Annotated in this window: 17 protein-coding genes and 1 pseudogene; 6 read left to right on the plus strand and 12 right to left on the minus strand. The window is 70.2% G+C overall.

Annotated features, from left to right (window positions below; all coding sequences use genetic code 11):
- Positions 1-9 precede the first annotated feature (9 nt).
- Complete coding sequence (locus KBO27_RS00520) at positions 10-1347, minus strand: aminotransferase-like domain-containing protein (RefSeq protein WP_210968048.1); 1338 nt, start codon at positions 1345-1347, stop codon at positions 10-12.
- A gap of 368 nt (positions 1348-1715) precedes the next feature.
- Here KBO27_RS00520 and KBO27_RS00525 point away from each other — a divergent pair, with 368 nt between their 5' ends.
- On the plus strand, positions 1716-2342 hold the full coding sequence (locus tag KBO27_RS00525) for a GNAT family N-acetyltransferase (protein ID WP_132677507.1): 627 nt from the start codon (positions 1716-1718) through the stop codon (positions 2340-2342).
- A 115-nt stretch (positions 2343-2457) separates the two neighbouring features.
- On the opposite strand, the gene KBO27_RS00530 is transcribed toward KBO27_RS00525, so the two are convergent.
- The 9 genes and pseudogenes from KBO27_RS00530 to KBO27_RS00570 form a co-directional block, all read right to left on the minus strand.
- Entirely contained in the window at positions 2458-3606 is a 1149-nt protein-coding gene (locus tag KBO27_RS00530; RefSeq protein WP_132677506.1) for an N-acetylmuramoyl-L-alanine amidase, read from the minus strand.
- A gap of 331 nt (positions 3607-3937) precedes the next feature.
- Positions 3938-4285, minus strand: a pseudogene (gene trxA, locus KBO27_RS00535) (thioredoxin); the annotation flags it as partial.
- 43 nt (positions 4286-4328) lie between these two features.
- A complete protein-coding gene (gene trxB, locus KBO27_RS00540; RefSeq protein WP_210968050.1) occupies positions 4329-5309 on the minus strand; it encodes a thioredoxin-disulfide reductase in 981 nt (326 codons plus the stop codon).
- A 168-nt stretch (positions 5310-5477) separates the two neighbouring features.
- The gene (locus KBO27_RS00545; RefSeq protein WP_210968051.1) at positions 5478-6302 is read right to left on the minus strand and encodes an RsmA family anti-sigma factor; all 825 of its coding nucleotides are present in this window, start codon (positions 6300-6302) and stop codon (positions 5478-5480) included.
- A complete protein-coding gene (gene sigM, locus KBO27_RS00550) occupies positions 6299-6904 on the minus strand; it encodes an RNA polymerase sigma factor SigM (protein ID WP_132685526.1) in 606 nt (201 codons plus the stop codon). Before sigM ends, KBO27_RS00545 begins: the two co-directional genes overlap by 4 nt.
- Before the next feature lie 132 nt (positions 6905-7036).
- Positions 7037-8596 carry a protein kinase family protein gene (locus tag KBO27_RS00555; RefSeq protein ID WP_210968052.1) on the minus strand — a complete coding sequence of 520 codons (1560 nt, stop codon included), beginning with the start codon at positions 8594-8596 and terminating at the stop codon, positions 7037-7039.
- Between the two features lie 84 nt (positions 8597-8680).
- Positions 8681-10489, minus strand: a complete 1809-nt coding sequence (gene murJ / locus KBO27_RS00560) for a murein biosynthesis integral membrane protein MurJ (protein WP_307870172.1) — start codon at positions 10487-10489, stop codon at positions 8681-8683.
- A gap of 102 nt (positions 10490-10591) precedes the next feature.
- On the minus strand, positions 10592-12805 hold the full coding sequence (locus KBO27_RS00565; RefSeq protein WP_210968053.1) for a DUF6049 family protein: 2214 nt from the start codon (positions 12803-12805) through the stop codon (positions 10592-10594).
- Positions 12802-13374, minus strand: a complete 573-nt coding sequence (locus KBO27_RS00570; protein WP_210968054.1) for an NUDIX hydrolase — start codon at positions 13372-13374, stop codon at positions 12802-12804. Before KBO27_RS00570 ends, KBO27_RS00565 begins: the two co-directional genes overlap by 4 nt.
- Positions 13375-13499: 125 nt before the next feature.
- Here KBO27_RS00570 and KBO27_RS00575 point away from each other — a divergent pair, with 125 nt between their 5' ends.
- Both KBO27_RS00575 and KBO27_RS00580 read left to right on the plus strand, forming a co-directional pair.
- Positions 13500-14984, plus strand: coding sequence for a CCA tRNA nucleotidyltransferase (locus KBO27_RS00575; protein WP_307870173.1), 1485 nt, complete (start codon positions 13500-13502; stop codon positions 14982-14984).
- A gap of 151 nt (positions 14985-15135) precedes the next feature.
- The gene (locus KBO27_RS00580; RefSeq protein ID WP_210968055.1) at positions 15136-15708 is read left to right on the plus strand and encodes a YqgE/AlgH family protein; all 573 of its coding nucleotides are present in this window, start codon (positions 15136-15138) and stop codon (positions 15706-15708) included.
- 114 nt (positions 15709-15822) lie between these two features.
- On the opposite strand, the gene KBO27_RS00585 is transcribed toward KBO27_RS00580, so the two are convergent.
- The gene (locus KBO27_RS00585; protein WP_132677498.1) at positions 15823-16224 is read right to left on the minus strand and encodes an SdpI family protein; all 402 of its coding nucleotides are present in this window, start codon (positions 16222-16224) and stop codon (positions 15823-15825) included.
- A gap of 289 nt (positions 16225-16513) precedes the next feature.
- On the opposite strand from KBO27_RS00585, the gene leuS reads away from it, so the two are divergent.
- The 3 genes from leuS (at position 16514) to KBO27_RS00600 (ending at position 22792) form a co-directional block, all read left to right on the plus strand.
- Positions 16514-19414: a leucine--tRNA ligase gene (gene leuS / locus KBO27_RS00590; RefSeq protein ID WP_210968056.1), complete on the plus strand. Its 2901-nt coding sequence runs from the start codon at positions 16514-16516 to the stop codon at positions 19412-19414.
- A gap of 274 nt (positions 19415-19688) precedes the next feature.
- Positions 19689-21632, plus strand: coding sequence for an acyl-CoA dehydrogenase family protein (locus KBO27_RS00595; protein ID WP_210968057.1), 1944 nt, complete (start codon positions 19689-19691; stop codon positions 21630-21632).
- Between the two features lie 212 nt (positions 21633-21844).
- Entirely contained in the window at positions 21845-22792 is a 948-nt protein-coding gene (locus tag KBO27_RS00600; RefSeq protein ID WP_210968058.1) for a hypothetical protein, read from the plus strand.
- On the opposite strand, the gene KBO27_RS00605 is transcribed toward KBO27_RS00600, so the two are convergent.
- The gene (locus tag KBO27_RS00605; RefSeq protein WP_210968059.1) at positions 22793-24073 is read right to left on the minus strand and encodes a cytochrome P450; all 1281 of its coding nucleotides are present in this window, start codon (positions 24071-24073) and stop codon (positions 22793-22795) included.
- Between the last annotated feature and the right edge of the window lies 1 nt (position 24074).

Here is a 24074-nt window from a genome sequence, read left to right on the forward strand (position 1 = left end):
GGGGAAAACTCACGCGGTGTCGGGCGACGGCGCCTGCGGTCCCGGCACGCTCCTGGGCGGCACGGTACCGAAGGTGCGAACCAGCTCCATCTCCTCGGACAGCGTGTTGGCGAGCCGGCGCACACCCTCGCGGATCCGCTCCGGCGTGGGGTAGCAGAAGGACAACCGCATCTGGCGGCTGCCGAACCCGTCCCGGTAGAAGCCGGTGCCCGAGACGTAGGCGACCCGCTGGGTCACCGCACGCGGCAGCATCGCCTTGGTGTCCACGCCCTCCGGCACGGTCAGCCAGACGAAGAAGCCGCCTTCGGGCTTCGTCCACGTGCACCCCGCCGGCATGTGCTGCTCCAGCGCGGACATCATCGCGTCGCGGCGTTCCCGGTACTGCTCCTGGAAGATCTTGATCTGGCCCTGCCAGTCGTGCGTCGACAGGTAGCGGGAGACGATCATCTGGTTCAGCGTGGGCGGGCACAGCGTGGCCGACTCGGCCGTGAGGACCAGCTTCTCCCTGATCGCCAGCGGGGCCAGCACCCAGCCCACTCGCAGGCCCGACGCGAACGTCTTCGAGAACGAACCCAGGTACACCACGTTGTCCGGGTCCATGCTGCGCAGCGCCGGGTACGGCTTCCCGTCGAAGCCCAGCAGGCCGTACGGGTTGTCCTCCACGACGAGGATGTCCGCCTGGCGGCAGATCTCCAGGACCTCCGCCCGCCGGTTCACCGCCAGCGTGATGCCGCCCGGGTTGTGGAAGTTCGGGATCGTGTACAGGAACTTGATCCGCTTGCCCTGCTTGCCCAGGTCCGCGATCGCCTGGCGCAGCGCCTCGGGCTGCAGGCCGTCCTCGTCCATCGCGACGTGAACGACCTCGGCCTGGTAGGCGCCGAACGAGCCCAGCGCGCCCACGTAGGACGGCCCCTCGGCCAGGATCACGTCACCCGGGTCGCAGAAGATGCGGGTCACCATGTCCAGGCCCATCTGGGAGCCGGCGGTCACCACCACGTCGTCCGGGTGGGCGCTGATCCCCTCCAGGGCCATGACCTCGCAGATCTGCTCGCGCAGTTCCGGCACGCCGTGAGCGGAGCCGTACTGCAGCGCGACCTGCCCGTCCTCGGACACCAGCCTGGCCACCTCGGTGGCCAGGGAGTCCAGCGGGAGGGCGGCGAGGTTCGGCATGCCACCCGCCAGCGACACCACCTCGGGACGGCTGGCGACGGCGAAGAGAGCTCGGATCTCGGAGGCGGTCATCCCGGCGGTCCGCTCGGCGTAACGAGCCCGGTACGCGTCCAGGTTGCGGGCCGCCTTGTCCACGGAGTGGTCAGGCTGGTCCGGTTGGCTTCCTTGATCCGACATATCGCGCTCCCGTTTCGGTTAGGCGCACCAGCGCGTTTGCAGCTCGTACAAACGATCGGGCGATTCTATAGTCCCTATCGTTTCGCGGTATCGCCTGTGTAACAGGTCTCTCGTCGGTGGCCCTGCTCGTGCCTGGTGAGGGCGGGCGCCCCGGGCGCTTTTCGGCCGTTGTTTCACGTGGAACAACAGGTTGGCGCTGGTCGCCGGAGTCCGCCCGTTGGATCTTGGTTCGGTTGTGGTTAGGCATGTCACCCCATCGAGACGGTGCGGGTGAGTAGCGGTGCTAGCCGTCCGGCCGGACAGCGGCTTATTCTGACCTCAACCCGCCGTGGTCGCGTGCGGGCAATTGCGGCTTGCCAGGAGGTCAGGTGTCGCGACGCGTGGTCGGCATCACGCTGGACAACCTCGACCACCTGCCCCCGCGGTGTCGCCGGTGCGTCTACTGGGAACTCGCACCGCACATCAGGGAGCAGGCGGAGGAGTTCGGCGAGACCGAGCTCGAGAAGGAGGCCTGGGTCTCCAGCGTCCTGCTGGAGTGGGGCTCCTGCGGTCGCATCATCTACGTCGACGGCGTCCCGGCCGGATACGCGATCTACGCGCCGCCGGCCGCCGTTCCGCGTGCCGCGTCCTTCCCCACCGCGCCGGTGAGCGCGGATGCCGTGCTGCTCACGGCGTTGAAGGTGACCACGGAGTTCGAGGAGGGCGGCCTGGGGCGCGTCCTGGTGCAGAACGTCGCCAAGGACCTCACCCGGCGCGGCGTGAAGGCCGTCGAGGCCTTCGGCGATCTGACCGGCGAAGCCGACGGTTGCGTGATCCCGGCCGGGTTCCTCCAGCAGGTCGGATTCAAGACCGTCCGCCAGCACCCCAAGTGGCCGCGCATGCGCCTGGAGCTGCGCACCGCCATCAGCTGGAAGGAGGACGTCGAGGCGGCTCTGGAGCGCCTGCTGACGTCCGTGACCATCAAGACGGCGGAACCGGCCGTCGGCGGTGCCTGACCGAATGCTCGATCGGGAACTGAGCGGCTCCCCGGTTTTCCTCGCCTGAGAGCCGCTCAGAACGCGCGGCGCGCCTCTTCGCTCCAGGTGTCGCCACCGAGCGGTTGAGAGGCTCTCAGGCTCCCTCGGCGCGTGCCAGCTCGTGCCGCAGCAGGTCGTCGAAGGTGAAGGTTCCGGTCGGCTGGTCGTCCTTGCCGAGCAGGTACAGGCGCTTCACCGCGACCAGCAGGCCCTCGGCCACCACGTCGCGGAACGACGGGTCGAGCAGGCGGTTGCGGTCGTGCTCGTTGGTCAGGTAGCCGATCTCCATGCGGACCGCGGGCATCCGGGTCAGCCGGAGCACGTCCCAGGTCTTCGGGTGGGTGCGGCAATCGCGCATGCCGGTGCGGGCGACGATCTCGCGCTGCAGGAACCCGGCCAGCGCCTCCCCCACCGTCGAGGTGGTGCCGTTGCCGGTGCCGAAGTGGAAGCTCGCCACGCCCTCGGCTCCCGGGGACGGGTTGGCGTCGGCGTGCAGCGACAGGAACATGTCGGCGCCCGCTTCGTTGGCGAACGCGGCGCGGTCCGAGTCGGGTGGGCAGGCGTTCGGTCCGCGCGTGATCAGCGCTTCCATGCCGGTGGCCACCATCCGGCCTTCGAGCCGGCGGGCCAGGTCCCAGGTCAGGTCGGCCTCGGAGACGTCGCCGACGGTCACGCCGCGGTCGCCGCCGCCGTGGCCCGGGTCGATCACGATGCGCTTGCCGCGCAACCGCGGACCGGCGCGCCGGACCTTCTCCTGCTCGCGCAGGAACACCGGGCGGCCACCGCGGACCTTGGGGGCGAGCTGCTTGAGCGCGCGCAAGGTTCCGGGGCCGCAGATGCCGTCCGGGGTGAGCCCGTAGTCGCGCTGGAAGCTGCGCAGCGCCTGCTCGGTCTCGGCGCTGAAGATGCCGTCCGGGCGGCCCGCGTCGTAGCCCAGCTCCAGCAGGCGCTCCTGCAGGGCGAACACGTCGTCGCCGCTGACCGGCTTGGACACCAGGAATGCCAGCGAGCGGTCGCCGAGGCGCCAGCGGGCGTCGGTCAGCGCGCGGTAGGTCGCCGGGCCGACGACTCCGTCGGTGATCAGGCCCCGCTGCTGCTGGAAGCCGCGTACCGCTTGTTCCACCGCTTCGTCGAAGAGCGCGGGCCCTGGCCGGCCGTTTGCCGGCAGCAGTCCCAGCGACGCAAGGGTGTTCTTGATCTCGGCAACGGCCGGACCGACGTCACCGCGGTGGAGCAGCTGCATGCACTCCTCGCTCGATTCAGGCGTCGGCGAGACCGACGCGGAGGATAGTCGGGATTCTCCCGAGTTCTGCGTTTGCGGAGCGGGCCCGCGGGTGGGCGGACCCGTCGGGTCATTGTGCCTTGTGCGCCGTACCCCGGCGCTGCGGCCTACGAGCACCGGGCCGGACGTGCGACAACGGACCGTACACGAATGATCCCTCGCTGCGGCGGAAACGAGTCCCACCGCAGCGGCGGTGCCGTGAAAGCACGAACCCGCCGTCACTGTCCTATCGACAAGACGGCGGGCGCGCGTTATTCGGTTGCCTCAAAACGAGGCTGACTTCACAGCGAAATCACAGGTAGTCGGACAGGTCCGACAGCAGCGCGGCCTTGGGCTTGGCGCCGACGATCTGCTTGACCGGCTGGCCGTTCTGGAAGACCAGCAGGGTCGGGACCGACATGACCTGGTAGTCGCGGGAGATGCCGGGGTTCTGGTCGATGTCGAGCTTGGCGACGGTGATCTTGTCGGCGTGCTCGTCGGCGATCTCCTCCAGCACCGGGGCGACCATCTTGCACGGGCCGCACCAGGTCGCCCAGAAGTCGACCAGCACGGGCTTGTCGCTGTCCAGCACGGTGCTCTTGAAGGAATCGGCGTCCACGGTCACGGTGTTGCCGGCCATGTTCATCTCCCTGTTCTCTGCTCGGGTTGAAGTGGTCTGGGTGTCGAGCGGTGCGCGCCGGGGCTCAGGCCCCGTAGCCGCCGCCGACCAGCTCGGAGGCGATCTCGGCCTGCGGGGTCTCGTTCTCGGCGAGCCAGCGCTCGGCGTCGATCGCGGCGGAGCAACCGGACCCGGCGGCGGTGATGGCCTGCCGGTAGGTGTGGTCCACCAGGTCGCCGCAGGCGAACACGCCGGGCACGCCGGTGTGGGTGCTGGGCTGCTGCACCTGCACGTAGCCCTCGTCGTCGAGAGCGACCTGGTCGCGCACCAGCTGGCTGCGCGGGTCGTGACCGATGGCCACGAACATGCCGCTCACGGCGAGCTCGGAGGTCTCACCGGTGACCGTGTCGCGCAGCTTGAGCCCGGCGACCTTGCCCTCGCCCTGGACTTCCTCGACGGCCTTGTTGGTCAGCCACTTGATCTTCTCGTTGGCCCGAGCGCGCTCCAGCATGATCTTGGAGGCGCGGAACTCGTCGCGGCGGTGGATGATCGTCACCGACTTCGCGAAGCGGGTCAGGAAGGTGGCCTCCTCCATCGCCGAGTCACCGCCGCCGATCACGGCGATGTCCTGGTCGCGGAAGAAGAACCCGTCGCAGGTGGCGCAGGCGGAAACACCGCGTCCGAGCAGGGTCTCCTCGCCCGGGATGCCGAGGTAGCGCGCGGCGGCACCCATCGCGAGGATGACCGCGCGGGCCTTGTGCTCGACCCCGTTGGCCACGACGGTCTTGACGTCACCGGAGAGGTCGACGCTCTCGACGTCCTCGGTGCGCAGCTCGGCGCCGAAGCGCTCGGCCTGCGACCGCATCTGCTCCATCAGGTCGGGACCCATGATCCCGTCTTTGAACCCGGGGTAGTTCTCCACGTCGGTGGTGGTCATCAGTGCCCCACCGAACTGGGTTCCTTCGAAGATCACCGGCTCCAGCTCTGCCCGTGCCGCGTACACCGCAGCGGTGTAGCCGGCAGGACCGGAACCAACGATGATCACGTTGCGGACGTCGCTGGTCACCGCGCCCCTTCCCTTCGTAGCGTCTCCGCCGCGCTGAGCGCGACCGTATTGGCATCAACGCGATCCTATTCGGCGATGTTCCCGAACCCCGGGACCCGGTGCGTCACAGCACAACGCGCCCGGTGCCTCCCACGATGCGGGAGCCGGGCGCGTTGCGGGCCGTGCTGTTCAGCCGCCGAAGGTGCTGTCGGAGACGGTCGAGGGGTTGCCCGGGCCGCAGTCCGCTCCCACAGCTAAGAGGCGGAACTTGCCGAGGCCGCCGCCGGGCAGGATCAGCAGCTGGGCGGGTCGGCCGTTGAGGGTGATCTCGCGAGCGCCCATCGGCTTGCCGCCCCGCACGCCGTTGGCCTGCAGGCAGCCGATCAGCTGCTGCGGGTCGGCGAGCGTGGACACGTACTGGTCCGAGGTCATGACCTGCGAGAACTGCTGTCCGTCGAGGCTGACCTGGTCACCGGCCAGGGCCAGCGGAGCGCTGGGTCCCGCACCCGGCTGGGTGGAGGTCGGGACCGGTGGCTGGGCGGTGTTGTCGTCGTCGCCGGTTCCGGGCAGCACCGCGAAGACCACGGCGGCAGCCGCAGCGGCGACGCCGACCAGCCCGGCACCGATGGTCGTCCTGCGACGTCGGCGGGCCTTGGCCGCGGCGAAGTCGACGACCTGCGCCCCGTTCCCGGCGGGCGCTGACATCGTTGGCATCTGCTGCGCGGGTTGCGCGGGCGCGGACTCGCGGGTCCAGTTCCGGACCTCGTCCTGCAGCGCCGCGTCGATGCGCGCCGAGACGTCGTCGGGAACGGTCAGCGGGGGCAGGTCGGCGAGATCGGTGGTGGTGGCGTCGAGCGCCGCCATGATCTCCCTGGCCTCCGGGTCCGCTTCGACCTGACGACGCAGTTCGTCGGCGGTCGGTCCGTCCAGCACTCCTGCGTGCAGATCGGCCAGCAGGTCCAGGGACCAAGGTGGTCCCTGCGGCGCCCCCGTGCGCCGGCTCTCCCCACTCATCGTCCCTCCCGTCGACGCATTGCCATCGCGTCATCTGGGACGTTCGCATCTGCACTTGGGTTCCGCAGGTGCCCCAGAAGTTTCGCGAGTCTTGCCCGGCCGCGTGCACATCGGCTCTTGACGGTGCCGTCGGCGACGCCGAGCATCACCGCGGTTTCGGCCACCGAATACCCCTCCACGTCGACCAGCACGATCGCCGCTCGCTGGTCCTCGGGGAGCTGGGACAGGGCTTCCTGCACGACCATGCTGGTGTCCCGGTCGGCGATCGCGTCGCGCGGGACCGCCGGTTCGGGACCGGTCTCGGGCAGCGGAACCGTGGGCCGCGCCTGGCGGCGCCGGATCCGGTCCAGGCACGCGTTCACCACGATCCGGTGCAGCCAGGTCGTGACGGCCGATTCGGCGCGGAACGACGCGGCGTTGCGGAAGGCCGAGATCATCGCGTCCTGTAACGCGTCCGCCGCTTCATCGGGGTCGCGCATGGTCCGCAGGGCCACGGCCCACAGCCGGTCCCGATGTCGGCGGAAGAGCTCGGAGAACGCATGTGGATCCCCGTTGGTGTGCGCCGCTATGAGATCGGCGTCTGAGAGGGCAGGGACAGACACGGCTCAAGACAATACTGACCGTGCATCACGGGTAGGGCCCCGTGCGGAAATGGAATCGAATTCTCCTGGTCAGCCAAAGAAAAAGCGGATGTGACCGTGACTGCGATCACATCCGCTTCGTCGTTCCGGCGGTCAGGCCACCGAGCCGGTGACCGTGACCTCGTTGATCTGCGAGGAGAACTCGCCGCCCTTCTGGGACAGCTGGGTGAGCACCACCATGATCTTGCTGCTGGGGGCGACCGCCTCCAGCTTGATCGGGGTGTCGCCCGCGCCGAGGACCGCGCTGCCGAGCAGCTTGGAGCTCATGCTCGGCGACCCGTCGACCTGGCGGATCTCGACCTTCGAACCCGGGCTGGGCGAGTTGATGACGACCTGCTGCAAGACCGACGGGCGTTCCAGCGTCAGCACGGCACCGGTGGCGGTGTTGATGCCGCCCGGACCGAGCTGCTGGAAGTAGCCGAAGGTCGACCAGTAGGTGCCCGGGTCACCGTCGAAGAGGTTGTTGATCCGCCCCGGCGCGTCCGGCTCGCCCTGGGCGGTGAACGACGTCCCCTCCGTGACCCGCACCGGTGCCGCTTGCGCGGGCGGTTGCTGGGTGTTGGTTCCGGGGTTGTTGCCCTCGATCACCGTGCCGGTGCCGCTGGACTGGTTCGACTCGGTGAAGATGCCGATCACGCCGACCGCGATCCAGCCGATCACCAGGATCGTCGCCACCGCGAGCACGCCGACGCTGATCGCGAGCTTGCGGCGCTTGGCCTGGTCGGGCTTCGGGTCGTCGCGGCGCCACACCTCGTTGGACTCGGCCGGAGGCGCGCCGTTGGACAGCGTGTTCGCCGGCTCGTAGGTCGCGTACTGCTCCAGGACCCGCAGCACGGCGGCACCGGTCCGGACTCCCCCGGTGGTGCCGGTCGAATCCGGGTTGCCCAGCGCGCGAACCGCGACGGTGGACAGCTCCATCGGCACGGTCGGGCGGAGGGTGCGCGGCGCGACGAGGTTCCCGTCCGGTCCGGTCGGAGCCGACGGCAGTCCCTCGGGCGTGTCGCCGAGCGCCCAGCGCCCGGTCAGCAGCAGGTACAGCGCGGCGCCGAGCCCCCGCACGTCGTCGCTGGAGGAGGCGTGCGAGAGCGGACCCGGGAACGCCATCCGCACTTCGCCTTCGGGCGTGACCCGGATGCGCTGCGGGTGGTCGGCGCCCAGGACGAGACCGGCGTGGTGCGCCGATTCCACCGCGGCGGCCAGCGGTTGCATCAGCCGAGCGGCGGTTCCGGGAGGCAGCGGTCCTTCGGCGACCAGGTCCAAAAGGTCCGTGCCGTGCGTCCATTCGGCGATGACCAGGCCGAGAACGCCGGGCGGATCACCTGCGGACTGCGTGACGACGTCGAGCACCCGCGCGACGCCGACGTGGTTGAAGGTGCTGGCGTGCATCGCGCGTTCCAGGGTGCGTCGCGCGTTCGTGGCGGCCTGCGCGTCGGCGCGATCCCCGATCAGGATCGTCAGCGCGACGTCGCGGCCCAGGACTCCGTCCTTGGCACGCCACAGTTCGGCGTTGCAGCGCTCGTCCGAGCCGACCTTGGAGAGCAGCCGATACCGGCCGTGGTCCAAGACCCGGCCCGGAGTGAGCTGCTCAGCCGAAGAATCGGCTTCCGGTTCGTCGCTGTCCGCCGCGATCCGCTCGGTGGGTTTGCTGGTCACCTTCCCTCTCCCGCTCCTTCCGGTCCGCCTACGGGTTGCCCTCACGGAAGGAGACTTCCTAGACGAGGGTACGTGACGCGAATGTCAGCGACGACGCAGCAAACCGGTGAGGCGCCCGATCGCGGGTTGAAGTTCGGCCACTCGAAGCATCGACATCAACCCGAAGATGACCGCGAATCCCACAACGCTGCCGATCAGCAGCTGGAGCCATCCGGTTCCGGCGCCCGCCGAACCCGGGACGAGCGCGTCGATGCCGATCGCGACACCCCACGCGGCGAGTCCGCCGATCACCGAGGCGACGAGGGATTTTCCCAGTGTCACCAGGAATCGGCTGCTGCCGAGCGGGCCGAGCCGGTGCCGCAGCCACGCCTCGCCGACCAGCCAGCCGACGATGAAGGTGAAGGAGTTGACGAAGGTCAGGCCGAACACGATCTGGTCCGACGGCAGCATCGCGGCGACCAGGACCGCCAGCAGCACCTTCGCGACGGTCATCACGACCATGATCAGCGTCGGGGTGCGGGCGTCGTTGAGCGCGTTGAACGTCCGCATCTGCATCATCGTCAGCGCGTACGGCAGCACGCCGAAGGCCGAAATCGCCAGCGCCAGACCGAGTGTCGTGGCCGATCCGGTCTCGCCGCGCAGCGCGAACAGCGACAGCGCCAGCGGCACGCCGAGCGCGGTCATCACCGCGCTGACCGGCATCAGCGTCACCGTCGACAGCCGGTTGCCCAGCGACAGGTCGTCGATGACCTTGGCGTAGTCCTCGTCCGCCGCGGCTGCCGACATGCGCGGCAGGATCGCGGTCATGATCGAGAAGCCGATGACGCCGTACGGCAGCTGCAGCAGCATCCACACGTAGTTGTAGGTCGACCAACCGCCCGCGTCGCCGGTGAAGGCGACCCGGCTCAGCGCGACCAGGCCGACCTGGCTGACCGCGACGTAGGCCAGCATCCACAGCGCCAGACCGGAGAACTCCGACAGCCGCGAGTCCCAGCCCCAGCGCCAGCGGAAGGTGAAGCCGGTGGCGCGCAGCGCGGGGACCTGGATGGCGGCCTGGCTGACCACGCCGAGCGTGACGCCGATGCCCAGCACCAGCACGTGCGCGTCGGTCATCGACACCGGGTTCACCGACATCTCGCCCGGCAGCAGCATGTAGACGCCGATCGTGACGATCACGACCAGGTTGTTGACCACCGGCGCCCAGGCCGGCGGGCTGAAGATCTGCTTGGACTGCAGGATCGCGCCGGCCAGCGCGGACAGGCCGTAGAAGAAGATCTGCGGCAGCAGCAGGTAGGCCAGGACGTTGACCAGCTCGGTGTTCGAGGTGTCCGACTCGGTGACGAAGATCCAGGTCAGCAGCGGGGCGCAGACCACGGCGATCAGCGTGCCGATGCCCAGCACCACCACGGCCAGCGTCATCATCTGCTGCACGAAACGCTCGCCGCCGTCGGCGTCGGCCTTCTGCGAGCGCACCAGCACCGGGACCACGACGCTGGTCAGCACGCCGCCGATGAGCAGCTCGAAGATGCTGTTGGGCAGCGTGTTGGAGACGTTGAACGAGTCGTTGACGACGCCGAAGCCGACCGCGAAGGCCAGCAGCAGCTTCCACAGGAAGCCGGTGATCCGGCTGATCAGCGTCGCGATGGCCATCGAACCGCTGGCCTTGAGCAGCGACGGCTTGCCGGGCGAGACCGGTCGGATGACCTGGGTCTGCTCGGCGGACTGCTCGAACGCCTGGTCCGGTCCCGGCTCGGCGGGGATCGCGGCGATCGGCTGCGTCTCGGCGACGTGCCAGCCCTGCCTGCCGCCCGCGCCCGGTACGGGGGTGCGGTGGATCGGCATGGTCGGGCCGTCCGGCTGCCCGCTCGTCCGCCGTGGATCTTGTCGGTTCACTGCCTCAATCCTTACCCGCCTGCGCCACCCGGGAGCACCGGGACGTTCGCACCAGGATCTCAGAAGCAGTTCGCGAACTTGCTTCGGTTCTCGGCCACCCGGTCAGCCCTGGTCGCGGTCGCCCTCGGCAGCGGGCCGGGAGGAGATCACCGCGTGCGCCAGCGGCTGCGTCTCCGCCTCGGCCGCGGACTTCTGAGCTGCCGCGGTGCGCTCCCGACGGGCCTTGGCCTTCTTCACGATCCGGCGCACCGACATCAGCACCAGCACGGCTCCCGCGATGCCGGTGAGCCACGGGATCATCGCGCCGTACTCGGTGGACTCCATCGGCAGCCGCTTGGTGGTGCCCAGCGGAGTGCCCGCGTCGGCGGTCACGCTGATGTCGACCATGAACCGGCCGGCGCGCTGCGCGGAGGCCTCCAGCATGAACTGGCGCCGCCCGTTGGCGGGCACGGTGGCCAGGCCGCCGCCGAAGTCGTGCTGCACCTCGACGCCGGGAACCGTGGGGATCTTGAACCGGATGCCGACGGTGAACGGCAGGTCGTTGACCACGGTGACCGGGATCGGGCTGTCCGAGGACAGCCGGTTGGTGGTGCCCGGGTACTCCTCGATGCGGACCTTGCCGAGCATGTCGTTGATCGGCCCGGTGGCCCGGCGGACCCAGTCCTCGGCCGCGCCGGAGTTGCCGCGCCAGGCGCTGGAGACGCCGTGCAGCAGGCCGTTGCGCAGCGGGGTGGTGACCCGGCCGGGCGAGACGGTCTGGGCGCGGTCCGATTCGGAGGATCGCGCCAGGTCACCGACCCTGAAGTTCTGCGCGGCCAGCTTGTCGATCGCCTCGCGCGGGATCTCCGAGCCGCCGGCCTGCACCGGGTAGGTCAGGTCGGCCTCGGCGAGCGTCGCCGGGTTCGGCGAGGGCAGCGCGGTGAGGCGGATCAGCCCGTCGGCGTCCAGCTTCGACATGCCGGTGAGCAGTCCGCGCAGGTCGTCGGCCCGCATGTTCCAGCGGCGCGGCGGCACCAGCACCGAGGTCGCGTTCGGCACGTATCCGCCGGTCGCCCGGAAGGCCAGCGCCCCGAGCGCGTTCTGCGAGGTCAGCGCGCCGCCGCTGGGCGGCGAGGGTTCGGTGACCTCCTGCTTGGTGTCGCGGTTGGGGTCCAGCGCGGACGCCAGCAGCGGGTCGATCGGGATGGCGGTCCGGTTCTGGCCGCGCAGCTTGACCGGGGTCAGCGAGCCTGCCGGGACGTTCACCGCGCGGGTGTCCAGCAGCATCGTCGAGGGCAGGTCGCCCACGGGGTGCTCGGCCAGGGCGCCTTCGATCGGCCACATCACGTCGCGCGGTTCGACGCCCAGGCCGTCCGGGGCGCTGAGCAGCTGGGCGCCGTCCATCGCGCCGTTGACCAGGTCGTCGAGCCCGGCGCGTCCCAGCGCGACCACGTCGGCGTCGGCGTAGGGCAGCGGGATGACGCAGCGGCCGGTGGTGGCCTGGCGCAGCTTGGTCAGCCACAGGTCGGCGGCGGAGCGGCCGATGCCCTCGACGAGGGCGCCGTTGGGCTGGCGGACCTGGTAGCCGCCCTGCATGGCCTTGGCGGTGATCAGCAGGTCCGGATCGATGGCGAAGCACAGCGCGTTGCCCAGCGAGGATCCGGCCGGGGCGCTGTCGCTGATGGCCTGCACGAGGTCGTAGAGCCGGCCGCCGGGGGCCAGCGAGGTGGACAGCTGGTCGTCGACGAGCACCGCGCGACCGCCCGGCAGCGCCTCGCGCTCCAGCCGCGGCGTGTCGACGATCGGCACGACCAGCGTCGTCGGGGTGGCCTGCGCGGGGCGCATCGGCGGTTGCCCCGGCAGCGAGGTGACCGGCAGCAGGAACTGGGTCTCGGCGACCGAGCTGCGCCCGGCCTGGATGTTGACCACCAGCGGGTAGACGCCGGTCTGGCTCAGCTGCAGCGAGTTCGAGCCGGTCAGCGGGATGCGGACCTGGACGGGCAGCGACTGGCCGGGTTCGAGCCGGTCGGTGACCGGCGAGAACGCCGGTTCGGTGATGCCGCTGACGCCCTCGCGCATGGCGCGCTGGACGGCGGGTTCGCCGGTCGGCGGGGTGCCGCGCTCGATGCGGGCCTGGACGCCGGTCAAGGCGCGTCCGCTGCGGTTGGTCAGCGTGCCGCTGACGACGACCTCGCCCGGTGAACCCCCACCCACCACCGAGGGCGTGACCTTGGTCACGTCGAAGTCGGCTGAACTGCCGCTCTGCGCGGTCGCCGGAGTGACCGGCAGCATCGCGGCCATCAGCAGCGCGCACAGCGCGGCCAGCAGAAACCTCACGCCTGCTCCGTCCCGCTCCCTCTCGTCGGTCGTGCCCCGAGGCGCTCGCTCCTCGCGAGACCCACACCGCCGTGATCGCCGTCGTCGCGCAGGCTCAGGGCCCGGCGCACCAGCCGGCGTTCGTCGGCGTAGGCCAACACCTCGTCCAGCTCACCGAGCGGCACCCATGCCACCTCGGTGACCTCCACGTCCTCGTCGGACAGCTCTCCGTCCACCGCATCCATCAGGAAGTGGTGCACGGTCTTGTGGATCCGTCGATTTCCCGCGACGAACCAGTAATCGATGGTGCCGATCGCGGTCACAACACGGCCGATGATGCCGGTCTCCTCAGCGACTTCCCGCACCGCGGTCTGCTCCGGCGTCTCACCAGGCTCGATGTGACCCTTCGGCAACGACCACAGAAGTCGCCCCCGACGATCAAGCCTCCCGATGATCGCAGCCAGCCCGTGGACGCCGTCGATCACCAGCCCGCCCGCCGAGGTCTCGTCGACAGTCCGCAGCCGACGCCGCCGGCGCCGGTTTCGACGCCCCGGCTGGGAACCGCCGGAGCGGCCGGGCGACGGGGGCATGCCCCTGATGGTAGTTGCTCCAGGATCGCGTGGTCGTCTTGCTCAGCGGCGCGGGCGGTGGAACCTCGGCGCACTTCCGGGCGTGCGTCGTGGGTGCCCTCGCACGGCCGATACCCTGGTTCATCGTGTCTAACAAGCAGCCCATCGGTTCCGGCCCGACGTCCTTGGAGCGGGACGCCCAGCGCAACGCGGTCGTCGAGCTGATCAAGGTCGCACCGGTCGCCGAGGAGCTCGGCACGCGGTTCGCCGCAGCCGGGCACCGGCTGTACCTGGTCGGCGGCAGCGTGCGGGACGCGCTGCTGGGTCGCCTGGGCACGGACCTGGACTTCACCACCGACGCGCGGCCCGAGCAGGTCCGCGAGCTGCTGACCGGGTGGGCGGAGACGATCTGGGACACCGGGATCCAGTTCGGCACGCTCGGCGCCTTCCGGCACGGCACCACCGTGGAGATCACGACCTTCCGCGCCGACAGCTACGACCGCGTCGGCCGCAATCCCGAGGTGGCCTTCGGCGACACCATCGAGGGCGACCTGGTGCGCCGCGACTTCACCGTCAACGCGATGGCCATCCAGCTGCCCGAGCGCGCCTTCGTCGACCTGCACGGCGGCATGACCGACCTGGTCGACAAGCGGCTCGACACCCCGGCCGCGCCGGAGGACTCCTTCGCCGACGACCCGCTGCGGATGCTGCGCGCCGCCCGCTTCGTCGCCCAGCTCGGCTTCACCCCCACCGACCGGGTGGTGACGGCGATGACCGAGATGTCCGCCGAGATCGCCCGGATCACCCCCGAGCGGGTGCAGGTGGAGCTCTCGAAGCTGCTGTGCGGCGAGTTCCCGAGGCGCGGCGTGGAGCTGCTGGTGTCGTCCGGCCTGGCCGATCACGTGCTGCCCGAGGTGCCGGCGATGAAGCTGGAGATCGACGAGCACCACCAGCACAAGGACGTCTACAGCCACTCGCTGACGGTGCTCGACCAGGCCGTCGACCTGGAGAGGGCGGCCGACCCGGACGCCGAACCCGACCTGGTGCTGCGGCTGGCCGCGCTGCTGCACGACATCGGCAAGCCGGCGACGAGGCGGTTCGAGTCCGGTGGCGGGGTGAGCTTCCACCACCACGAGGTGGTCGGCGCGAAGATGACCCGCAAGCGGATGCGCGCGCTGCGCTACCCCAAGGACGTCATCAACCAGGTCGCCGACCTGGTGTTCCTGCACCTGCGGTTCCACGGCTACAGCGACGGGCAGTGGACCGACTCGGCGGTGCGCCGCTACGTCAACGACGCGGGCCCGCTGCTGCCCCGGCTGCACAAGCTGGTGCGCGCCGACTGCACGACGCGCAACAAGCGCAAGGCCAACGCCCTGCAGCGCGCCTACGACGACCTCGAGGAGCGGATCGATCGGATCGCCGCCGAGGAGGACCTGGCGAAGGTGCGCCCGGACCTCGACGGCAACGAGATCATGGGTCTGCTCGGGGTCGAGCCGGGGCCGATCGTGGGCAAGGCGTGGAAGCACCTCAAGGAGCTCCGGTTGGATCGCGGACCGATGTCCCGCGAGGAGGCCGTCGAGGAGCTGCACCGCTGGGCCCGGGATCAGGGCATCGAAACCCCAGGTCAGTGAGCTTCAAGGCTCCCATTATTAATACTGAATGATGACCAGTGAGCGTTAATGCTCGCTGGTCATCATCCATTCGTATCGATTTCCCGTTTTCCGCTCATCTTGTTGCGCGAGGAAGGGGTCACCTCCGCCCATCCGGTGAGATCATGCGGAGGTGGGATCGGACGCTGAGGTGGAGCCGGGGACGCTGCTGGTCGCTGCTCCGCAGCTGATGGACAAGAACTTCCGGCGAACCGTCGTCTACGTCATCCACCACCGCGCGGAGGGCACCCTCGGCGTCGTGCTGAACCGGCCGAGCGAGGTCGCGGTGCACGACGTGCTCCCGAAGTGGGGCGACCACGCCACGCTCCCCCGGTCGTTGTTCGTGGGCGGGCCCGTCGAGCAGCGCACGGCCATCTGCCTGGCCACGCTGCGCGCGGGCGAGGACCTCTCGGCGATCGACGGCGTGGTGGGCGTGCGGGGCCCGGTGGGGATGGTCGACCTGGACGGGGATCCGGAGGAGCTCGCGCCCAAGGCCCGCGGGCTGCGCTTCTTCGCCGGCTACGCGGGCTGGGACGCCGGGCAGCTGGCCGGGGAGATCGACAGGGGTGACTGGCTGATCGTTCCCGCGCTGCCGGACGACGTCATCGCCGATCCCGATACCGAGCTGTGGTCGAGGGTGCTGCGCAGGCAGGGGCCTCCCCTGGCGTTCCTCGCCACGCACCCCGGCGACGTGAAGCTGAACTAGGGACTGCTCGTGGGCGCCTCGCCCGGTGGTGCCGCACTCCTGGAAACCACCAGTTCTCCACACCCTGTGGACAACTAGGTGTGGATAACTTGGGGACAGGCTCGAACGTGCTGGTCAGCCGCCGCAGCAGCCGCCCGCACACCCGCCGCAGCCACCGGCCGGAGCGGGGGCGGGCACGGTCTCCGCGGCCCGGTTGCCCACAACCCCGCCGAGGGTCATCAGCACGAACGCGCCGACCAGGCCGAGCACCGCGACCATCGCGACGCTGAACCCGCTCGCCAGCGCCGGCATCGAGATCCCGGCCAGCGCGGCGATCGCACCGGCGGCCAGCATCGCCGGACCGGCGGCGCGGTTGGCGAGCTCGAACGCCTCCTCGCTGCGCATCGCGGCGGGAGTCCGCACGCCGACGTAGGTGTTGAGGGGCAGCGAACCCCGAACGCCCCGGAACCCGAGCAGCAGCAGGGCCGCTCCGCCGAGGATCAGAACCGCGCAAAGGATCACCTGAACAGCGAGCACCCCAGCAGCCTAAACCTCCGCTCGCGGCCGATCGGCCGGACATCGGCTTGAGGTGCCCTGCCCCACACGCCCCCGCACGGCTGACCGGAAACCGTTTTGCCTGGTCCGCTACCCTGGCTTCATGCGCGCGAGGCTGCTTCTTGCGAGGCCGCGTTGAGTCGGTGAGACCGGTTCAGCGCGGCGACCCCTCATGCCCGACCAGGGCCTGGGGGGTTTTCCGTTTTCCGGGGACGGCACACTAGAGCGCACGAACGCGCGCGTTCCGGCGGAGCAGGGAAGGACGCAGAACATGACTGGCCAGCCAGAAGAGGTCAACACAGCGGCGGCCTCTTCTTCAGAAGAGGTGCCGCCGTTCCGCTACACAGCGGGCACAGCGACCGAGATCGAGCAGCGCTGGCAGCGGGAGTGGACCGAGCGCGGCACGTTCCACGCGCCGAACCCGGCGGGTTCGCTCGCCGACGGCGAGGTGCCCGCGGACAAGCTGTTCGTCCAGGACATGTTCCCGTACCCGTCCGGTTCCGGTCTGCACGTCGGCCACCCGCTGGGTTACATCGGCAGCGACGTCTACGCCCGCTTCCACCGGATGCAGGGCCGCAACGTGCTGCACACGATGGGCTTCGACTCCTTCGGCCTGCCCGCCGAGCAGTACGCGGTGCAGACGGGCACGCACCCGCGGACCACGACCGAGGCGAACATCCAGCGCTTCCTGGGTCAGATCCGCCGGTTGGGCCTGGGCCACGACGAGCGCCGCCGCATCGCCACCACCGACATCGAGTTCTACCGGTGGACGCAGTGGATCTTCCTGCAGATCTTCAACGCCTGGTACGACGCGGACGCCGACGGCGGCAAGGGCCGCGCGCGGCGGATCAGCGAGCTGGAGGCCGAGTTCGCCTCCGGTGACCGCGCCACCCCGGACGGCCGCCCGTGGGCGGAGCTGTCCGAGGACGAGCGCCGCGAGATCGTCGACTCGCACCGGCTGGCCTACCTGTCCGAGGCACCGGTCAACTGGGCCCCGGGCCTGGGCACCGTGGTGGCCAACGAGGAGGTGACCGCGGACGGGCTGACCGAGCGCGGCAACTTCCCGGTGTTCCGCCGCAACCTGAAGCAGTGGATGATGCGGATCACCGCCTACGCGGACCGCCTGGTCGACGACCTGGACCGGCTGGACTGGCCGGACAAGGTCAAGACGATGCAGCGGAACTGGATCGGCCGCTCGCAGGGCGCCAACGTGGTGTTCCCGGTCGGCGACTCCGGTCGTTCCGTCGAGGTCTTCACGACCCGTCCGGACACCCTGTTCGGCGCCACCTACATGGTGCTGGCGCCGGAGCACCCGCTGGTCGACGAGCTGACCACGGCTTCCTGGCCGGACGCCACCGATGACCGCTGGACCGGTGGCGCGGCCACCCCGGCGGACGCCGTGGCCGCCTACCGGCGTGCCGCGTCGATGAAGTCGGACCTGGACCGGCAGGAGAACAAGGAGAAGACCGGCGTCTTCACCGGTGCCCACGCGACCAACCCGGTCAACGGCACCCGCATCCCGATCTTCATCGCCGACTACGTGCTGATGGGCTACGGCACCGGCGCGATCATGGCGGTTCCGGGCCAGGACCAGCGCGACTGGGACTTCGCCACGGTGCTGGGGCTGCCGATCATCCGCACGGTGCAGCCGGCAGACGGGTTCGACGGCGACGCCTACACCGGTGACGGTCCGGCCATCAACTCCGCGTCGGAGACCACCGGCCTGAGCCTGAACGGCCTGGACATCGCGGACGCGAAGAAGACCGTGATCGCCTGGCTGGAGGAGCACGGCCACGGCCGCGGCACCGTGCAGTACAAGCTGCGCGACTGGCTGTTCGCCCGCCAGCGCTACTGGGGCGAGCCGTTCCCGATCGTCTACGGCTCGGACGGCGTGCCGCGCGCGCTGCCGGAGGACCAGCTGCCGGTCGAGCTGCCGGAGGTCGAGGACTACTCGCCGCGCACCTTCGACCCGGAGGACGCCGACTCCCGCCCGGAGCCGCCGCTGGCCAAGGCCGAGGCGTGGCGCCACGTCGAGCTGGACCTGGGCGACGGGCTCAAGGACTACGAGCGCGACACCAACGTCATGCCGCAGTGGGCGGGTTCCTGCTGGTACCAGCTGCGCTACATCGACCCGGACAACTCCGAGCGGTTCGTCGACCCGGTCAACGAGCAGTACTGGATGGGCAAGAACGCGCAGGCGCACGGCGGCAACGACCCGGGCGGCGTGGACCTGTACGTCGGCGGCGTGGAGCACGCGGTGCTGCACCTGCTGTACTCCCGCTTCTGGCACAAGGTGCTGTTCGACCTGGGCCACGTGTCCTCGGAGGAGCCGTACCGGCGGCTGTACAACCAGGGCTACATCCAGGCGTTCGCCTTCACCGACGCGCGCGGCGTCTACGTCCCGGCCGAAGAGGTCGAGGAGTCCGGTGGAAAGTTCTTCTACCAGGGCGAAGAGGTCTCCCGCGAGTACGGGAAGATGGGCAAGAGCCTGAAGAACTCGGTGTCGCCGGACGAGATGGCCGACGCCTACGGCGTGGACACGCTGCGGCTGTACGAGATGTCGATGGGCCCGCTGGAGGCCTCGCGTCCGTGGGTGACCAAGGACGTCGTCGGCTCGCACCGGTTCCTGCAGCGGCTGTGGCGCAACGTCGTCGACGAGAGCACCGGCGAGCTGCGGGTGACCGACGACGAGCCGGACACCGAGATGCTGCGCGCCCTGCACAAGACGATCGCGGGCGTCCGGGAGGACTTCGCCGAGCTGCGGTTCAACACGGCCGTGGCGAAGCTGATCGAGTTCAACAACCGGATCACCAAGACCTACGCGTCGGCCTCGGGCACGCCGCGCTCGGTCGTGGAGCCGCTGGTGCTGATGGTGGCGCCGCTGACCCCGCACCTGGCCGAGGAGCTGTGGACCCGCTTGGGCCGCACCGAGAGCCTGGCGCACGGGCCGTTCCCGGTCGCCGACGAGCAGTACCTGGTCGAGGACTCGATCGAGTACCCGATCCAGGTCAACGGCAAGGTGCGCTCGCGCATCCAGGTCCCGGCCTCGGCCGACCAGGACGCGGTCAAGGCCGCGGCCCTGGCCGACGACAAGATCGCGGCGGCCCTCGACGGCAAGGACCCCCGCAAGGTCATCGTCGTCCCGAACCGCCTGGTCAACATCGTCGCCTGACCCAGGTCCCCACCTCGCAACCCGGATCACCGCCGCGATCGGGTTTCCGAATACGGCGGTAATCCGGTACCGGATTACGGCGGTGATCCGGGTCGTGGGACCGGGGTGGTGAGCGTGGTGCGGAGGGGCGTCCCCTGTCGGGGGCGCCCCTCCGTCGTGTCCGGGGTGGGAGTGATGGGTGCAGCACTACGCTGCGTGGTGAGTTACGTCGCATAGCGAGGTTACCCGTCGGTAACTACGGTGGGCGGCACTGGACGAGCGAGTGGAGGCCGCGATGACCAACCCCGCATTCGACGCAGGTGAGCTCCGCAGTCTGCTGGACGGGCGGTGGGCGTCCGTGCGCGAGAAGGTCCGCGACTCGCTCGGCGAGAACGAGCTCGGCAACGCCGACGACCTCGACACCGAGAGCCACCGGGCGCGCACCCTGGAGCAGCTGCGCCTGCTGGCCAAGTCCGGCGTCCCCGAGCTCGGCTTCCCCGTCGCCCAGGGCGGCAGCGGTGACCAGGGCGGTTCGGTGGTCTCGCTGGAGATGCTGTGCGGGAACCTCTCGCTGATGGTCAAGTCCGGCGTGCAGTGGGGCTTGTTCGGCGGTGCCGTGGTGGCGCTGGGAACCGAGCACCACCACGAGCGCTACCTGCGCGACATCATGAGCGCCGAACTGCCGGGCTGCTTCGCGATGACCGAGACCGGCCACGGCTCCGACGTGCAGAGCCTGCGCACCACCGCCACCTACGACCCGGTGGCCCGCGAGTTCGTCGTCCACACCCCGCACGAGGCGGCGCGCAAGGAGTACATCGGCAACGCCGCGCGCGACGGTCGCATGGCCGTGGTGTTCGCGCAGCTCATCACCGCGGGCGAGAGCCACGGCGTGCACGCGCTGCTGGTGCCGATCCGCGACGCGAGCGGGAACACCTGCGAGGGCGTGCGGATCGAGGACTGCGGGCGCAAGGCCGGGCTCAACGGCGTCGACAACGGCCGCATCTACTTCGACCAGGTGCGGGTGCCGCGCGAGAACCTGCTCAACCGCTACGGCGACGTCGCCGAGGACGGCACCTACAGCAGCCCGATCGACAGCCAGGGCAAGCGGTTCTTCACCATGCTCGGCACCCTGATCCGCGGCCGGATCTCGGTCGCCGGCACTTCCGGCGCCGCCGCGAAGCTGGCGCTGGAGATCGCGCTGCGCTACGCCGACGCGCGCCGCCAGTTCGACCGGCCGGGCACCGGCGAGGAGGTCGTGGTCCTCGACTACCTGGCGCACCAGCGCAAACTCCTCCCGGCGCTGGCGAAGTCCTACGCCCTGCACTTCGCGCAGGAGGAGCTGGTGCAGGCCCTCGACGAGGTCGGGCGGGGTGACGACGAGCGCGCGCAGCGCGAGCTGGAGTCCCGCGCCGCCGGGCTCAAGGCCGTCACCACCTGGCACGCCACCCACACCATCCAGACCTGCCGCGAGGCGTGCGGCGGCGCCGGCTACCTCACCGAGAACCAGCTGGCGGGGCTCAAGGCCGACACCGACGTGTTCACCACGTTCGAGGGCGACAACACGGTCCTGCTGCAGCTGGTCGCGAAGGGGCTGCTGACCGACTACAAGGACCAGTTCGACGGGATCGGCACGCTGGGCCTGGCGAAGTTCGTCGCGGACCAGTTCGTGGGCGCGGTCATCGAGCGCTCCGCCGCGCACTCGATCGTGCAGCGCATCATCGACGCCTCGAACAAGGACGACATCCTCGACCGGGGGTGGCAGCTCAAGCTCTTCGACGACCGCGAGGCGCACGTCCTCGACGGCCTGGGCCGCCGGCTGCGGAAGGCCAACAAGGACAACGCCTTCGAGGTGTTCAACAACGCCCAGGACCACGTGCTGCGCGCGGCCCGGGTGCACATCGACCGGCTGGTGCTCGACGCGCTCGTCGCCGCCGTCGACCGCTGCCAGGACCCGCGCAACGCCGAGATCCTCGACAAGCTCTGCGACCTCTACGCGCTGTCCACCATCGAGGAGGACAAGGCGTGGTTCCTGGAGCACGAGCGGATCAGCCCGCGCAGGGCGAAGTCCGTCACCCAGGCCGTCAACGAGCTCTGCGGTGAGATCCGGCCGCACGCCGTCGACCTCGTCGAAGCCTTCGGCACGCCGCGCCAGTGGCTCACCGCGCCCATCGCCACCGGCGCCGAAACCTCCCGCCAGGACATCCAACGAGCCCACGACGAGGCGAACCCCCTGCCGTGACCGGCATTTTCCGATTTCGCGCGAAATTCGAAGGCTGAAGAGCGGACTCGAATTTCGCGCGAGATGGGAATGTCGTCCCCCGAACGGTGCTCGGCGTCGCCGTCGCGGTGCCGCTCGGTGGTTTTGCGGGTGACAGCCGTGCCAGGTGGGAACCGAACGGCTCGCCGTGCGTCTCAGTGGAGCAGATGCCGAACGCCACTGAGGGAGAAGCGATGAGAGCGCTGGTCCGAAAATCCGTTGTCGCCGCGGTGAGCGGTGCGTTGCTGTTCGGCGTGCCCGCGACCGGCGCCGCCGCCGAGACCGCGGCGATCGCCTGCGATGACGACTCCAGCGGCCAGGACGCTTCCTTCTACAGCGGGCCGTCGGCGGGCTACACCTACGACGAGAAGTTCAGCGCGGGCCCGAAGATCCCGGGACTGCCCGAGCACACCCCGCAGGGCTTGGCCGCGTGGAACGACTGGGACGGCGCGGGCAACGGCCTGCTGCTGGCCAGCGCCTACGGCAAGGACGGCTCGAACGCCAAGATCTACGGCGTCGACCCCGCCTCCGGCAAGACCGTCGGTGACGTCGAGATCGCCGAAACCCACGCCAGCGGCATCGCGATCGCCCGCGGCTGGGCGTTCGTGACCGGCAGGAACAACACCGAGGGCCACTACACCATCCGCAAGTACAAGCTCAGCGAGCTCGCCGACGCGCTGAAGGCCGAGGGCAGCCCCTACGTCAAGCAGACCGGCGAGGCCCGCGAGGTCTACGGCGCGTCGTTCCTGTCCGGCGACGGGAACACGCTCTACGCGGGCAAGTACAGCCGCGACGGCCGCGAGAAGATGTACGCCTACAGCGTCGCCGCCGACGGCGCGCTCACCACCGGCAAGTCCTTCGAGATCCCGAAGGGCACGCAGGGCCTGATGGTCACCGGCGACAAGTTCGTCTACAGCACCTCGCTCTCCCGCGACGTGCGCAGCAACCTGTACGTGATCGACAAGGGCGCCACCGACATCGACATCCCGTCGACGCGCTGCTTCCGCTCGCCGAGCATGTCCGAGGGCATCGACGACCTGGGCGGAAACGCCTACGTGCTCTACGAATCCGGTTCCTACCGGTACCCGGACGCCCGCAACGTCATCGAGGACCTGCACAAGGCGCCGGTCGCGGGTCTGTGATCAACCGCCGCGCAGCCACCTGCTGAACGCGGCCCACCGGCCGGCGGGACGGTAGGGCCCGGATTCGCGCCGGACGACGGGCGCGGGAGAGCCGAGCCAGGGCCGGATCTGCTTGGGCGGCGGCGGGAACCGCACCGGCAGCGAGGCCAGGGATCGGTGGAACGGGCCGGACTTCCACTCCAACGCCTCCGCGGGCACCGCGGGTTCGAGGTCCGGTAACCGGTCCAGGACGCGTTCGACGGCCGCGGTGCCCGTCATCCGCGCGATGCGCTGAGCGGGTGACGGGCACGCGTGCCTGCCCGCGCCGAACGCGACGTGCGCCCGGTTTCCCACGCGTCCGCCCGCGTCGACGGCGGGATCGGTGTTGGCCCCGGCGAAGCTGATCAGCAGGGGCTGGTCGGCGGGCACCGGGTTGCCGCCGACCTGCACCTCCCGGGGCGGGAAGACCGTGCCGTAGTTGGCGATCGGCGGATCGGACCACAGCACCTCGTCGAGCGCGTCGGCCACCGGCAGGCTGCCGCCGGAGAGGTCGCCGGCGAACCGCTCGTCGACCAGCAGCAGCCGCAGGGTGTTGGCGATCAGGTTCTGCAGCGGCTCGCTCCCGGCGCTGCACAGCAGCGCGATCTGGTGCACGGCCTCGTCATCGGTCAGCCCGGCCTGGTGCGCCAGCAGCCACGACACGACGTCGGGCCCCGGACGGCTCCGCTTCGCGGCGACGAGCTCGGCGACGGCGGTGCCGATCCCCCGCCCGCCGTCGACGCCGTCGAACAGCGCCAGCGCGCCGGAGACGATCTTCTCCGAGATCACCGGTGGCGCCCCGCAGATGCGGGTGACCATCAGCAGCGGCAGCACCCGCGCGTACTGCTCCACCAGGTCGGCCTTGCCGTCGGCGGCGAACCGGTCGATGAGCGCGTCGCCGGTCTCCTCCAGGTGGGTGCGCAGTTCCCGGGTGTCGACCCGCGCGAGCGCGTCGGTCACGGCGCCGCGCAGCCGGGCGTGGGTGGCGCCGTCGGTGAACATGCAGTTCGGCCGGAACGACATCAGCGGCAGCACGGGGCAGCCCTGCGCGACGGTGCGCTGCCAGGTGCGCGGGTCCTTCGGGAAGTTCGCGGGATCGCGCAGCACCTGCAGGGCCTCGGCGTAGCCGAGCACCAGCGTGGCGGGCACGTCCGGCGCGATCTCCACCGGAGCCGTCGGACCCGCCTGGCGCAGCCGCCGGTAGACGGCCTGCGGGTCGGCGGCGAATTCCGGTCCGTGCAGCCGGGTTCGATCGTCGGTCACG

It is taken from the genome of Saccharopolyspora endophytica, from assembly GCF_018070075.1.
Lineage (GTDB): Bacteria > Actinomycetota > Actinomycetes > Mycobacteriales > Pseudonocardiaceae > Saccharopolyspora > Saccharopolyspora endophytica.